Genomic DNA, 12,930 nt, shown 5'->3' with positions numbered 1-12,930 from the left:
GGCCGCAGTGGACCTGGAAACCCAGCTACGCGACACGCTCACCGACGAGCGCCGCGCCCTGCCGGCATGGGACGACGCGGTCGCCCGGGTAACCACAGGCATCCGCAGGCGCCGCCGCCGGCGAGCCGCGATCATCGCGTCGGCCGCCGCGGTGGCGGTGCTGCCGGCGCTCATCGGCACGGCGCTGCTGACCGCCCGCGGCGACACCGGCCAGACGGCCGCACCGTCCGGCGGCGTCGTGCCCTGGATCGGCCAACCGGTCGAGGAGCGGTACGAGGTCAAGCGCCGCAGCCCGCGCCCGGACGCCCCGCCATGCAAGGGCACCGACCTCAGCGACATGTGGACCGCCGACGGCACGTTGCTCGTCAGCCCCAATTTCTTGGGGCGCTGCACCCTGAGCGGCCGCCCAACGGTGACCGCCGTCGACACCACGACCGGGCAACGGACGGTCGTCCCGAGCGGCGCGCTCCCCAGGTCGTCGGACCCGGTCCACCAGTACCCGGCGACCGTCGATGCCGGCGAGCCCGCGCGCCTCGACTTCAGCGTCGGCCCGGCCTGTCGCACCGCCATCCGGTACCGCGACGCCGAAGTCGACATCGCCGGCCGCGCCTACCCGCTCGAGGGCATCAACCTGTCGTGCCCGATCGAGCTCGGTGAGTGGTACGTCCAGCCGCCGCTGCTGAACGCATTTCTGGCGGTCACCATGCAGGCGCCCGCCACCGTCGCCGCCGGGCAACCCCTGATGTACACCGTCACGATCGTCAACCCGCAGAACCGCGCGATGTCGCTCGAGCCGTGCCCGCAAGTCCGGCAGAGCCTTGGCGACTCCGCCGGCACCTACCTGCTCAACTGCACCCCCAGGCGGCTGCCCGCCCACTCGCGCACGACGTTCGCGATGACGATCGCCGCGCCGGACCGGCCGGGCAAGGTCCGACTGCGGTGGATGGCCATCTTCGCCGACGGTACCGTCGGGATCGCGAACCTGGCCACCGACGGCGTCGACGTGAGCGTGACGGCCTGAGCCGGTCAGTCCTCAGTGGACGGTTCTGGCAGTGGGCGGATCGCGCGCGGCCGAAGGGCGATCAGTATGGCGGCCAGAATGGCAGCCAGCACGAGCAGGCCCCAGGGCTGCCGGGTGGTTTCGATCACGAAAGCGACGGGACGCTCAGGCAGGTCGATCCGGCCGTGGAGTTCGTGCTTTCCGATGACGGCGAGGTCCATCGGAACCCTGATCCGATAATCCCGGGTCTGTCCGGCGTCGATGGTGCCCAGCGTCGGGGCCGCCACGATGGTGTTTGCCTGTCCGGCCGGGCCGAACAGCAGCGTGAACGGTGGGTCGACCACGTCGGCCGGGCCGGGGTTGCGCAGCGTGAGGCGCACGGTCAGTTCCTCGGGGAGCCCGAACCAGCCCCGCAGCGGTATGCGTTCGACCACGCGCAGCTCGTCGATGACCAGTTCCGGTGCGGCGGCCGGGGCTGGGGCCGGTGCCGCGGTTACGCCGTTCAGCGGCAGCGCGGCGATGGCCCGCTCGGCACCGGTGAGATGACGGGCCTGCAGCAGGCAGGGGCAGGCGACCGGTGGTGCCACCAGCAGGATCGGCGTCACGGCCGTGCCCGCCGCCGGGACCTGGGCGTTGATGGCCTGGTCGTTGGCGCAGTCGAGGGTGCCGCGGCGGGCGTTGTTACCGCAGATCTCCAGTTGTACCGGGCCGGCCGGCCAGTGGTGGAGGGTGACCATGATCTGCTGCCCGAGCGGGAGCGGGCCGGACGGTACGACGATCTCGGGCGATGCCTGCGCGGCGGCGGACGTGGTGGGCGACGACGTCGGGTCCGGAGTCAGGGCGGCCAGCGCCAGCATCGCGACCGTGGCCGGCAGGAACGGGTTCACCGGGCGCCGGCTGCTGCCACTGGTGCCGCCTCTTCCGTTGCGGGTGGTGCGGCCGTGGGCGAGGCCGGGCGACGACGTCCGCGCCAGCGCAGGTAGAGCCAGGCCACGGCCGCCGCCAGCAGGGCGAGCAGCAGCCACGGCACCGCCCAGACGCTCGCGGCGCGCTGAACCGGCGGCAGCGCTGCGTCGACCGTGGTGGGTGCGAGGTCCACCGTTGCGGTCAACCGCAGCGAGGGTGGTACTCCGACGACCCGCTCGGTGACGGTGAAGGTGGCGCCAGGCAGCAGCTCGGGCAGGTCGACCGGGGCGGTCCGGGCCAACGTCCAGCCGAACGGCCCGTCGACGATCACGCCGCCGGTGCCTGCGATGCGCACGTTGCCGGTGTTGCGTAGCCGGTAGGTGACCGTCATGTCGCCGCGTCCGAGCGGGTTGATCGGGGTGTCGTAGCCGACGTGTACCGATTCGACGGTCACCGCGGGAAGGAGCTCTCCGCTTACGCGCAGATAGACCCGGGCGGCGACCCGCTGGTCGAGCCGGACCTGCTGCCCGTCCGCGGTGACGCCGACCTGGGCGATGGCGGCGATCACCCCGCCGGCGTGGTCGCCCGGCGTGGCGTTCTGCGGCACCGTCAGGCGGAAGGGGATGTCCTGTCGTTTGCCCGGTTGAACGGTCCAACTCCGCTGCTGGACGGTGATCCAGGTGCCGATGTCGGTGGCCGTCTGGTCGGCCGGCAGCAGCGCGAAGGCGCCGTCGGTCGTGGTGTACGCGTCGGTGCCGTACACCGCGAAGGTGAGCGGTTGGTCACTGAGGTTGGTCACTGCGACGTGGTCGGTGATGCTGGTGCCGGGGTTCAGGTCGTAGATGAAGTAGTTGCGTCCGGTCGTGCCCTGCGGCACAGAAGGTTGAACCGCCCACCGGACGGCGCCCGCGGGGCCGGTCGTTGGCGACGGGCTGGGTGCCTCCAGGGTGTGGTTGGCCTGGAGGGTGGGTGCGGCTTCGGCGGTGGCCGGTGCTCCGAGTACCACCGCGAGCAACCCGGCGGCGAGTGCGGCGCCGGCCCGGGCGGCCCGGGCGGCGGCCTGGGATCGGGGCTGGGGGGCGAGCGTGACGAGCGACATGCGGTGCTCCGGGGCGGTCTCGGTGAGCCGGCCGGTGGGCACAGCGCCACACCGGCTCACCGGTGGGGCGGAGCGTCACCTCCGCCCCACCGGTGCGGCCAGTTATCCGGTCAGGAGAGGGTCAGGGTGAGGGTCGCGACGTAGTCGCCCGCCGCGGCGGACGCCGGCACACCGAGGTTGAGCTCGGCGCCGCAGGTGAAGATGCCGTTGCTGGCCCCGGCCGCCGCCGTGCACAGCGCGCGGGCCTCGCCGAGACCGGCTCCGGGAGCGGCGACCGCACCCGGGGTGACCACCCCGGAGGAGCCGGCGATCGGGTCGACGACCGCCGTCGCCGTCGGAGCCCAGCCGAGACTGTTCGCGGCGATGACGCCGCCGGCCGAGTTGAAGTCGGAGACCTGCCCGACCAGGCTCCACCCGGTGCCGATGCCCCGCAGGTCGGCCACCGTGGTCGTGTTCAACGGCGCCTTGGCGTACTCGCCCTTGCCGACGGCCGGCAGCTCAACGGTGGAGCCGGCGACGCTCAGAGTGAGCGGTCCGCCGGTCACGGTGCTGGTGATCCGCTGCTGGGCAGTGCCCCCGGCGCCACCGGGGCGGGTGAAGGTGATCGGGGTGAAGGTGTCCTGGCTACGGTCGGCGGAGCCGCGGGCGGCAAAGGTGATCACGTAGCACTGCACCTGGATGCAGTCGACCTGGTTACCCTTGCGGTCGGTGTAGACCGCGCTGATCGGCAGCGTGGTGTTGAAGCTGCCGTCGGTGGCCAGGCGGTCCCGGGCGTCCGTCGGCTCGTTGGTCTTGTTCACCCACTTGGTGACCTGCAGCACGCTGGAGTTGGCCCAGTGCTCGTCGACCTTCGGGCCGAACGAGACATAGAAGCCCGCCGCGTTGTTGGCGTCCGGGTCGAAGCCGGAGCCCCGCACGGTGATCGTCGCGCCAGCCGGGTCCAACCCCTGGGAGGGGGTGACGGTCACGGTGGGCCCGGCCGGTGCGGTGCTACCGGTGGAGAAGGTGAACGAGACCGGGTCGAGCGTGTCGCCCGCGTTGTAGAAGCCGTTGAACGCCGAGGCCCCCTGGCTGGTGAGCACCGCTGCGATGTTGCTGCCGGTCACCGTGTTCCCGCTGGTGGCGGGGTTGCTGCCGGAGACGGTGAGGGTGGCGATGGTGGCCTGCTTCACCGACACCGGCTCCGACTCCGTGGTCACCAGGTCGACGTCCGCCTTGAGCGCGGCGGTGCCGCTGGAGATGGCGACCGTCGGGTTGGCCAGGGTGATGGTGAAGAAGTGCGCGGGGTAGGAGAAGACCACCTTGCCCCCGTAGGTGGCATTGGTCGTGCCGCTGCCGGCGTCGCGCGTGCCTCCTGTGGACGGGAAGGTGAAGGTCCCGTCGGTGTTGACGGTGGCGCCGTTGCTGACCGCGATCGGCGGGTTTCCGTTGCCGGTCTTGACGTAGCTGCGGAAGCTCGACTTGAACCCCCAGGTGAGGCTGCCGCCGGTGATGTCGGCCGCGGCGGCGGGGCCGGCGCCCACGAGCGCGGCCGACGCGCCGAGGGCGAGTGCCGCCGCCCAGCGCATCGACCGATACCGGACGGCGCCGGCTTTGAACATGACCATGCTGCTTCCTTTCGAACGATGCGAGGAGATTAATTAGGTTAGGCAAACCTAATCTCAAAGATCATCCTCGGGACGTCCGAAGATCTTGAACCGAAGAGCCCCCTTGCGAGCTGCTGTTTTGCAGCTTAGGTTAGCCGAACCTAAGTTTCTGCTCCGGTCGGGTTCACCGACCGCTCATGTCGTGAGGAGCCCGATGCGAGCGCGGCACTGCGCCATCCTGGCCACGGCCCTGATCGCCGCGGCCGTGACCGCTTCGCCCGGCCCGGCGTACGCCGACACCGGTCGCGGCAGCGGTGGTCAGACCCTGACCGTCTCCCCGAGCACCGGCCTGAGCAGGGCAGGAGCGACCGTGTCCATCTCCGGCCGGGGGTACGACGTCGCCAAGGGCATCTATGTCGCGTACTGCGTGGACAACGGAGCCGGCGCGATCCCGACCCCGTGCGGCGGCGGCGCCGACACGAGCGGCTCCCTCGGCGCCTCGCACTGGATCTCCTCGAACCCGCCCTCCTACGCCGAGGGCCTGGCCGTGCCGTACGGCGCCGGTGGATCGTTCACGGCGACGCTGAAGGTGACCGCCACCATCGGCGACGTCGACTGCACCGTCCGCCGGTGCGCGGTCATCACACGGGCCGACCACACCCGCACCGCCGACCGTTCCCAGGACGTCCGCGTCCCGGTGACCTTCACCGCCGGCGGCACGCCGACGAAGGCCGGCCCGGCGCCGACGACCGCCACCACTCACGCGACCACACCGCCGGCGACCGCCGCGGGCCAGAGCACCCCGACGCCGCTGACGCCGGCCGCAGCGGCACCCACCTCGGGCGGGCCGCTGACCGCGGCCGCGGATACCGGCGGCACGCCCGCCCGTGCCGGTGCCACCGAACTCCACGTCACCCGGGTCAGCGACGCCTCCGGCGCCGGACGCGGCTGGACGATCGGGCTGGCCGCCGTCGGGCTGGCTACGGTCGCCCTGCTCGGCCTGGGCTGGTGGCGGCGTCGCCGCGGTGCCGTCCGATGACCCGCCTGCGCCGCCCCCGTCGGCTCCGGCAGCCGCTGCTCGCGCTGCTCCTGCTCATCACCGTACCGGGCACCGGCTGCTCCGCAGCGGGCCCCGGTACGGCGCCAACGTCCACCGCCGACTGCGGGCCGGTCACCGCCACCCTGGACAGCACCGACGTCGACCCGCTGCGCCCGGCACCGGCGCCCGTCCTACCGGCCACCGTGCCCTCCAGTGACGGCCGGACGGTGACGGTCACCGACATCAGCCGCATCCTCCCGGTCAACCTCTACGGCTCGATCGCCGAGATCGTCTTCAGCCTCGGCCTCGGCGCCAACGTCATCGGCCGGGACACCTCGACCACCTTCCGCGCCGCCGCGCACCTGCCCGTGGTCACTCCGGCCGGACACGACCTGTCCGCCGAGGCGGTCCTGAACCTGAACCCGAGCGTGGTCCTTGCCGACGACAGCATCGGACCACCTGAGGCGCTGCGCCAACTCCGCGCGGCCGGCATCCCGGTGGTGCTGGTCAAGGCCGAGCAGACCCTCGACGCCGTACCGGGGCACATCCGCGCGATAGCCGCGGCGCTCGGTGTTCCGGCCGCCGGAGCGCAGCTCGTGGCCCGGGTCGAAGGCGAGATCGCCGCGGCCCGGCGCGGCGCGCCGGAGGGCCAAGCACCGCGGATCGCATTCCTCTATCTGCGCGGTACCGCCGGGGTCTACCTCATCGGCGGCCGGGGCGCCGGATCGGACGCGATGATCGAGGCGATCGGCGGGGTGGACGCCGGAAGCGCGGCCGGCCTGGCCAAGTTCCGCCCGATGACCAGTGAGGGACTCATCAACGCGGCACCGGACGTGATCCTGGTGATGAGCGAAGGACTCGCCTCCGTCGGCGGGGTCGACGGGCTGGTGAAGCTTCCCGGGGTCGCGCAGACCCCGGCCGGAATGGCCCGGCGCATCGTCGACATGGACGACGGCGCCCTGCTCAGCTTCGGCGCCCGGTCCGGCCGGGCCGTCCAGGCCCTGGCTCGCGCGGTCTACTCCTGCGCGGACCCGTCGTGACCTCGGTGCGGACCCGACCCGAACGCGCCCCAGCCGCCGTCCGGCGCAATGGCGGCCGGGGGCCGGCGCTGCTGGCCGGACTCGGGGTCACCCTGGTGCTGGTCGTTCTGCTGGCCGCGGGACGCGGCCAGGTGCAGATCTCCCCCGCCGAGGTGATCGGATCCGTACTCCACCGTCTCGGCCTGGAGATCGGTCCGCTGCCGGCGGCCCCGCAGGGCGAGAACGCCCTCTGGATCGTCCGCTTCCCCCGGGTGCTGCTGGCGGCCGTGGTCGGTGCCGCACTCGGCTGCGCCGGCGCCGTCATGCAGGGCGTCTTCGGCAACCCGCTCGCCGAGCCCGGCGTCATCGGGGTTTCCGCCGGGGCGGCGGTCGGCGCGGCCCTCGCCATCGTCACCGGCGTCACCGTCCTCGGCGGGTGGACCGTGCCCGTCGCCGCCTTCGCCGGCGGACTTGCCACCACGTACCTGGTCTACCTGCTCGCCCGCTCCGGCGGCCGGACCGAGGTGGTGACCCTGGTGCTGACCGGCGTCGCCGTCAACGCGGTGGCCGGAGCGGTGATCGGGCTGCTCATGTTCGCCACCGACGTGGCGGGCGTGCAGGCCATCGCCTTCTGGAACCTCGGCAGCCTGGCCCAGGCGAACTGGTCGGCGGTCACCCTGGCCGCGCCGTGTCTGCTGGTCGGCCTCGCCGTCGCCCACGCCGACGCCCGCCGGCTCGATCTGCTCACCCTCGGCGAACCCGCCGCCCGCCATCTCGGTGTACACGTGGAACGCCTGCGGATCCGCATGATCGTGGTCACCGCGCTGCTCGGCGCCGCCGCGGTCGCCTTCACCGGCATCATCAGTTTCGTCGGACTCGTGATACCGCACCTGGTGCGGATGATCGCCGGGCCAGGACACCGGGTGCTGCTGCCGGCCAGCGCGCTCGGCGGGGCCGTCGTGGTGATCGCCGCCGATCTCGCCGCGCGTACCCTCGTCGAGCACCAGGAGCTGCCACTCGGCGTGCTCACCGCGGTCATCGGCGGGCCGGCGTTCTTCTGGCTGCTGCGGCGGACCCGGAACCGGGCCGGAGGCTGGGGGTGAGCCCGCTCGCGAGCACCCGCCCGCGCATGCTGCGCCGGTTCTCCGCCCCACGGATGCCGGTCCCGGTGCCGGCGGGGCACACCCGAATCGAGGTCGCGGGGCTGCGGGTCGAGCGTGCCGGCCGGGCCGTGCTCGACCAGATCGACCTGCGGGTCCGGGCCGGCGAGGTGCACGCCCTGGTCGGGCCGAACGGAGCCGGCAAATCGACCCTGCTCGCCGCGATCAGCGGTGATCTCCCGGCCGCGGCCGGCGCCATCGAGGTCGACGGGCTGCCCCAGGCGGCGTGGACCCCCGTGGAGCTGGCGATGCGGCGGGCCGTGCTCACCCAGCGCAACACCCTGAGCTTCCCGTTCACCGTGGACGAGGTGGTGCGGATGGGGCGGGCTCCGTGGGCCGGGCGGCCCGAACAGGAACACGACGACAGCATCGTTGCCGACGCGCTTCAGCGCTGCGACATCGTCCAGTTCGCCGCCAGACCGTACCCGGCGCTCTCGGGTGGGGAGCAGGCCCGCGCCGCGCTGGCTCGGGTCCTGGCGCAGCAGGCCACCACGCTGCTGCTCGACGAGCCGACCGCCGCCCTCGACCTGCGCCACCAGGAACTGGTCATGCGAATCGCGCGGGACCGGGCGCGGGCCGGCGACGCCGTGGTCGTCGTGCTGCACGACCTGGCCCTGGCCGGGGCGTACGCGGACAGGGTGACCCTGCTCGCCGACGGGCGGGTACGAGCGGCCGGCCCCCCGGACGCGGTCCTCACCGCGCCGCTGCTGAGCGAGGTCTACCGGCACGACGTCGAGGCCGTTCCTCATCCCCGAACCGGACTGCCGCTGATCGTCCCCCGACGCGACCGGCAGGAAAGCACACACGTCGCCAAGGAGAAGCAATGAACACATTCACCACCCCGTTCTCGGCCCGGCTGCGAGCCGAGACCCGGGAGGCGCACCACACGACCGAGTCCCAGCGGTACGTCTCCGCGCTGACCGCCGGCGACCTCGACCTGGCCGGGTACATCACGCTCGTCGTCCAGCACCACGCGATCTACGCAGCCCTCGAGGGCGTCGCCGAGACGATGCGCCACGACCCGCTGGCCGGCCCGTTCGTCGACGACGCGCTGACCCGGCTGCCCGCGCTCGCCAGGGACCTCCAGTGCCTTCTCGGCCCCGGCTGGCAGGAGCGAATCGAGCCGACCCCGGCGACGGCCGCCTACGCCGCACGCATCAACGCGGTCTGCGCCGGATCGGCCGAGCGGTTCATCGCCCACCACTACACCCGTTACCTCGGCGACCTCTCCGGCGGGCGACACGTCGGACAATGCGTCTCCCGGCACTACGGGGTCACCAGCGATGCCGGCGCGGCGTTCTACACCTTTGACCAGATCGCCGACCAGAAGTCGTACAAGGAGGCCTACCGGGCCAGACTGGACGCGCTCGCGCTTGACGAGGACGGCCGCACCGCCCTGCTCGACGAAGTCCTCGTGGCCTACGGGCACAACATCGCGGTCTTCACCGACCTGGCCCGGCTCGTCCCAGCCACCACGCGAAAGGGCGCCGCATGAGCACCGGGTTCCCGCCGGAGGTGGTCGCCGCCGTCGGCCGGCACATGAACGATGATCACGCCGACGACGCACTGCTCATCTGCCGTACCCTCGGTGGCCAGCCGGCCGCCACCCAGGCCCGGACCACCGGGCTGGACGCCGACGGCATGGAGTTCGCCGTCACCGTCGACGGCGCCGAGGTGCCGGTGCGCATCCCGTTCGTCGCCAGGCTGACCGAGCGGGCGCAGATCCGCCAGGAGGTGGTCCGCATGTATCGGGAGGCCTGCCACCAACTGGGGATCACGCCACGGTCGGCCGACTGACCGCCGCTATTCGGTCGGGACGCGGGCGAGCAATTCGTCGGAGAGGCGCTCCCAGGGCGCCCAACCCAGCCGGTGATGCAAGGCGCGGGCCGCTCTCCCCCATCGGCGTGCGGCCTCGTGCTCGCCGACAGCGAGCGCGAGGCTGGCCAGTGCGTGCGGTACGGACCCGAGGAAGCATGCGGCCATCGCCCCGTCGGCGATTCGATCCGCGAACGGCTCGAGTTGGCTGCGCAGGGCGGCCACCGCGTCACGGTCGCCGAGCTCGGCCCACACGAGCGCTCGCAACACGGTGCCCGACAGCCACAGGTAGTCCCAGATCATTTCCGGTTGCTCGCGCCAGGGGCCGAGCAGGGCGCGGGCCTCGGCAGCCCGCCCACCGCAGATCAGGGACAGCGCGTGCAGATCACGCATCGCCGGGTGCACCGGCTCCGCCGCGCGCAGAGCCGGCTCCGCCTCAACGAGCCGGCCCTGTGCGTACCACGCCGTCGCGCGTACGCTCAAGCCGATCCCGGCGCCGGCCATCGAGATGGTCGACTGCACCGTCTCCGCCGTCCGCAGCGCCTCCTCCGCAGCCGTCCAGTCGCCCTGCGCCTGCCTGAGCACGGCGAAGCCCAGGTGGATGACCATCAGCGCGGTCGCCAGGTGATGGCGCTCGGCGAGGACGAGGGCGCGCCGCAGATCGGCGGTCGCGGCATCCGGCCGGCCGAAGGCGCTGTAGTTGAGCGCCCGCTTACACAGCGCGACGGCCAGCGCCCGCTCGTCGCCACGTTTGACGCACAGCTCCACGAGTTCGTCCGCCGCCGCGACCCGGCGGGGCAACAGGTCCGGCCGGCGGAGGGCATTGAGCACCACCTGCAACACGTCGATCCGCACGGCGACGTCCCCCTGACGACGGGCCAGGGTGAGCGCCTCGTCAGCCCATTGCGCGCAGCGGCCGGCCGGCGGGTCGTGCATCGCCTCGACAGCCAGCGCCGCGAGGATTCGCGCGCGCACTCCGATCTCCTCGGCGGGTACGGCGTTGAGCACCCGCTGCCAGAGGGCGACGGCCGCCTCGTCCGTCACGTGCTCGGTACGCCAGCTCCAGAGCACGTTCTCGGTGACCGCGAGTAACGCACCGGCGGCGGCGCGCACGTCGCCGCGTTCGAGCGCCGACTCGGCGGCGACGCGTAGCGGTAGCCAGGCCTCGGCGACGCGTCCGGACCGGCGCAACGCCGTACCGAGGGCGACGAACAACGACCCGCGCTCGGCGGCGTCCGCGAGACCGTCGGCCAGGAGCAGGTCCGCGGCGGAACTGAGCAACCGTGCGGCGTCGGCATGCGCGCCGGCCGCCGTAGCCAGCCGTGCTGCCCGCGCGGCGTACGTCCACGCCGAGCGCGCATGCGCTGGGCCGGCGAGGCGGTAGTGCTCGGCCAGCGCCGCCGCGTGCTCGTCGAGGTGCCCGACCCGGCATCGCTCGATCGCCGCGGCAGCGCGCGCGTGCATGCGGCGGCGGGCCAGCGGCGACAGCTCCCCGTACACCGCGTCACGGACCAGGGCGTGGGCGAACCCGATGCGCCCGGTGTCGTGCTCGACCATCAACCCGGCCGCCAGCGCGACGTCGAGCGCCGCCGGCTCGCCCGCCCAGCACTCCTCCAGGACGTCCAGCTCCACCGTGCGCCCGAGGACGGCGGCAGCCAGGACGGCGTGACCGACATCGGCCGGTAGCTCGCTCAGGCGGTGGCGTACCGTGTCGCGCACGCCGTGGGGAACGCTGCGCCAGGCTGGGCTGCCGGCGTCGCTCAGCGCTCCTTCCTCGACGAGCAGCCGGACCAATTCGTGCACGTAGAACGGGTTACCTTCGGTGCGCTCCCGGATCCTCTGAGCCAGCGTCTCGCCGACGTCGAGGCCGGTGCGTTCGTGGACCAGGGCGCGGACATCCCCTGCGGCGAGGCCACTCAACGTGATCCGCTCGACACCGAGGCGGGCGAGCGCGGCGAGGAGCGCATTCGCCGCAGGCGAGTCATCCGCGCCCGGATCCCGGCAGACGACCACGAGCAGGACCGGTACGTCGGTCACCATGTCGGCGAGGCGGCGCAGCAGCCGGAGGCTGTCGGCGTCGGCCCATTGCACGTCGTCGAGGACGACGCAGGTCCCCGGGTCGCCGGCGAGCAACCCGAGCACGTGATCGGCGAACCGGAACGTGGCCGACGCCGTGTCGTCCTCGGCCACCGCGGACGAGAGGGGTGCGGCGAGCGCACGGGACCACCCCCACAGCGGCGGCGAGCCCTCCGCTTCCCAGATGCCCCACGCGGTGCGCAGGCCGGCGGTGGAGGCCTGCGCCGCGATCGCCTCAGCGAGGCGGGTCTTGCCGATGCCCGGCTCGCCCGTGACGAGCAGGACGCCGCCCGATCCGCGGGCGGCCCGCGTCACCAGCCGCTGGGACAGGGCTAGCGGGTTGGCCCGGCCCGGGAGGTGCTCCGCGGGTGGCGGGTCCGCGCGGACCCGGTCCGCGTCGGGCGAGACGCGGCCGGCGGAGGTGAGCAACGCGTCGTCCTGGCGCAGCACCGCGGTCTCCAGACCGCGCAGTTCGGCGCCCGGGTCAATGCCCAGCTCCTCGGCGAGGTACGCGCGGACCCGGCGCAGCGCGTCGAGCGCCTCCGCCTGCCGACCACAGCGGTAGAGGGCCCGCGTGAGAATCGCCCACAGCCGCTCACGCGACGGGTGCTCGGCAACGAGCACGCCCAGCGCGGCGACCGCGTCCTCGTGCCGTCCGCGGTCGAGGCGGACCGACCAGAGCTGCTCAAGGGCGCCCAGACGCAGCTCTTCGAGCCGCGCCGCCTCCGCGGCGAGCACAGGCGCCGCGGTCAGGCCGGCATAGGCCCGGCCGTGCCAGAGCCCGAGGGCCTCGTCGAGCACCCGCTCGGCGTCGACCGCGTCGCTGGTACCGCCGGCCCGAGTGACCAGCGCTTCGAACCGGCACGCGTCGATCTCGGCTTCCGGCACCAGCAGCGTGTAACCGGACAGCCGGGTCACCAGTACCCGGGGCTGCTGCCGGGGTCCCCGATCGGGCTCGAGCTGGCGGCGCAGCTTCGCGATGTACGCCTGCAGCGCCGTCAGGACCTTGAGCGGTGGGTCGTCGCCCCAGAGCTGATCGATGAGGCGCTCAGTGGTGACGGTGCGGCCACGCGCGGCGACGAGGATGCCGACCAGCGTCCGCGGCTTCGCGCCCCCGAGTGGCAGCGTCACACCACTGCGGAGCACTTGGAGGTCGCCGAGCACCCGTACCTGCACTCCAAGATGGTAGGCCCGTTGATCGCCAAGTGGCGTGCAGCCGTTTTGCAAGTG

Annotated in this window: 11 protein-coding genes; 7 read left to right on the top strand and 4 right to left on the bottom strand. The window is 73.0% G+C overall.

Annotation, left to right across the window (positions count from 1 at the left end; translation table 11 throughout):
- The first annotated feature begins 7 nt into the window (after positions 1–7).
- Positions 8–1,021 carry a hypothetical protein gene (locus AB0367_RS01170; protein ID WP_366224140.1) on the top strand — a complete coding sequence of 338 codons (1,014 nt, stop codon included), beginning with the start codon at positions 8–10 and terminating at the stop codon, positions 1,019–1,021.
- 5 nt (positions 1,022–1,026) lie between these two features.
- Here the strand turns inward: AB0367_RS01170 and AB0367_RS01165 are convergent, their stop codons facing one another.
- From AB0367_RS01165 to AB0367_RS01155, 3 genes are all read right to left on the bottom strand, one after another.
- Positions 1,027–1,887, bottom strand: a complete 861-nt coding sequence (locus tag AB0367_RS01165; RefSeq protein ID WP_366224139.1) for a hypothetical protein — start codon at positions 1,885–1,887, stop codon at positions 1,027–1,029.
- Positions 1,884–3,047, bottom strand: a complete 1,164-nt coding sequence (locus AB0367_RS01160; protein WP_366224138.1) for a DUF916 domain-containing protein — start codon at positions 3,045–3,047, stop codon at positions 1,884–1,886. Before AB0367_RS01160 ends, AB0367_RS01165 begins: the two co-directional genes overlap by 4 nt.
- A gap of 68 nt (positions 3,048–3,115) precedes the next feature.
- On the bottom strand, positions 3,116–4,612 hold the full coding sequence (locus AB0367_RS01155; RefSeq protein WP_366224137.1) for an HtaA domain-containing protein: 1,497 nt from the start codon (positions 4,610–4,612) through the stop codon (positions 3,116–3,118).
- 193 nt (positions 4,613–4,805) lie between these two features.
- Between AB0367_RS01155 and AB0367_RS01150 the strand changes: the two genes are divergently transcribed.
- From AB0367_RS01150 to AB0367_RS01125, 6 genes are read left to right on the top strand one after another with little or no spacing between them, the layout of a single operon-like run.
- Positions 4,806–5,630 carry a hypothetical protein gene (locus tag AB0367_RS01150; protein WP_366224136.1) on the top strand — a complete coding sequence of 275 codons (825 nt, stop codon included), beginning with the start codon at positions 4,806–4,808 and terminating at the stop codon, positions 5,628–5,630.
- On the top strand, positions 5,627–6,670 hold the full coding sequence (locus AB0367_RS01145) for an ABC transporter substrate-binding protein (protein ID WP_366224135.1): 1,044 nt from the start codon (positions 5,627–5,629) through the stop codon (positions 6,668–6,670). Before AB0367_RS01150 ends, AB0367_RS01145 begins: the two co-directional genes overlap by 4 nt.
- Positions 6,667–7,752 carry an iron ABC transporter permease gene (locus AB0367_RS01140; RefSeq protein WP_366224134.1) on the top strand — a complete coding sequence of 362 codons (1,086 nt, stop codon included), beginning with the start codon at positions 6,667–6,669 and terminating at the stop codon, positions 7,750–7,752. The genes AB0367_RS01145 and AB0367_RS01140 overlap by 4 nt, the downstream gene beginning before the upstream one ends.
- Positions 7,749–8,636 carry a heme ABC transporter ATP-binding protein gene (locus tag AB0367_RS01135; protein WP_366224133.1) on the top strand — a complete coding sequence of 296 codons (888 nt, stop codon included), beginning with the start codon at positions 7,749–7,751 and terminating at the stop codon, positions 8,634–8,636. The genes AB0367_RS01140 and AB0367_RS01135 overlap by 4 nt, the downstream gene beginning before the upstream one ends.
- Entirely contained in the window at positions 8,633–9,304 is a 672-nt protein-coding gene (locus tag AB0367_RS01130; RefSeq protein WP_366224132.1) for a biliverdin-producing heme oxygenase, read from the top strand. The genes AB0367_RS01135 and AB0367_RS01130 overlap by 4 nt, the downstream gene beginning before the upstream one ends.
- Entirely contained in the window at positions 9,301–9,606 is a 306-nt protein-coding gene (locus AB0367_RS01125) for a DUF2470 domain-containing protein (RefSeq protein ID WP_366224131.1), read from the top strand. The genes AB0367_RS01130 and AB0367_RS01125 overlap by 4 nt, the downstream gene beginning before the upstream one ends.
- Before the next feature lie 6 nt (positions 9,607–9,612).
- Here AB0367_RS01125 and AB0367_RS01120 read toward each other — a convergent pair whose 3' ends face one another.
- The gene (locus tag AB0367_RS01120) at positions 9,613–12,876 is read right to left on the bottom strand and encodes a BTAD domain-containing putative transcriptional regulator (RefSeq protein WP_366224130.1); all 3,264 of its coding nucleotides are present in this window, start codon (positions 12,874–12,876) and stop codon (positions 9,613–9,615) included.
- Positions 12,877–12,930: the final 54 nt, after the last annotated feature.

It is taken from the genome of Dactylosporangium sp. NPDC051484 (assembly GCF_040689395.1).
Lineage (GTDB): Bacteria > Actinomycetota > Actinomycetes > Mycobacteriales > Micromonosporaceae > Dactylosporangium.
Note: the sequence above shows the minus strand (reverse complement) of the source record. Positions and strands in the feature narration are given on the sequence as shown.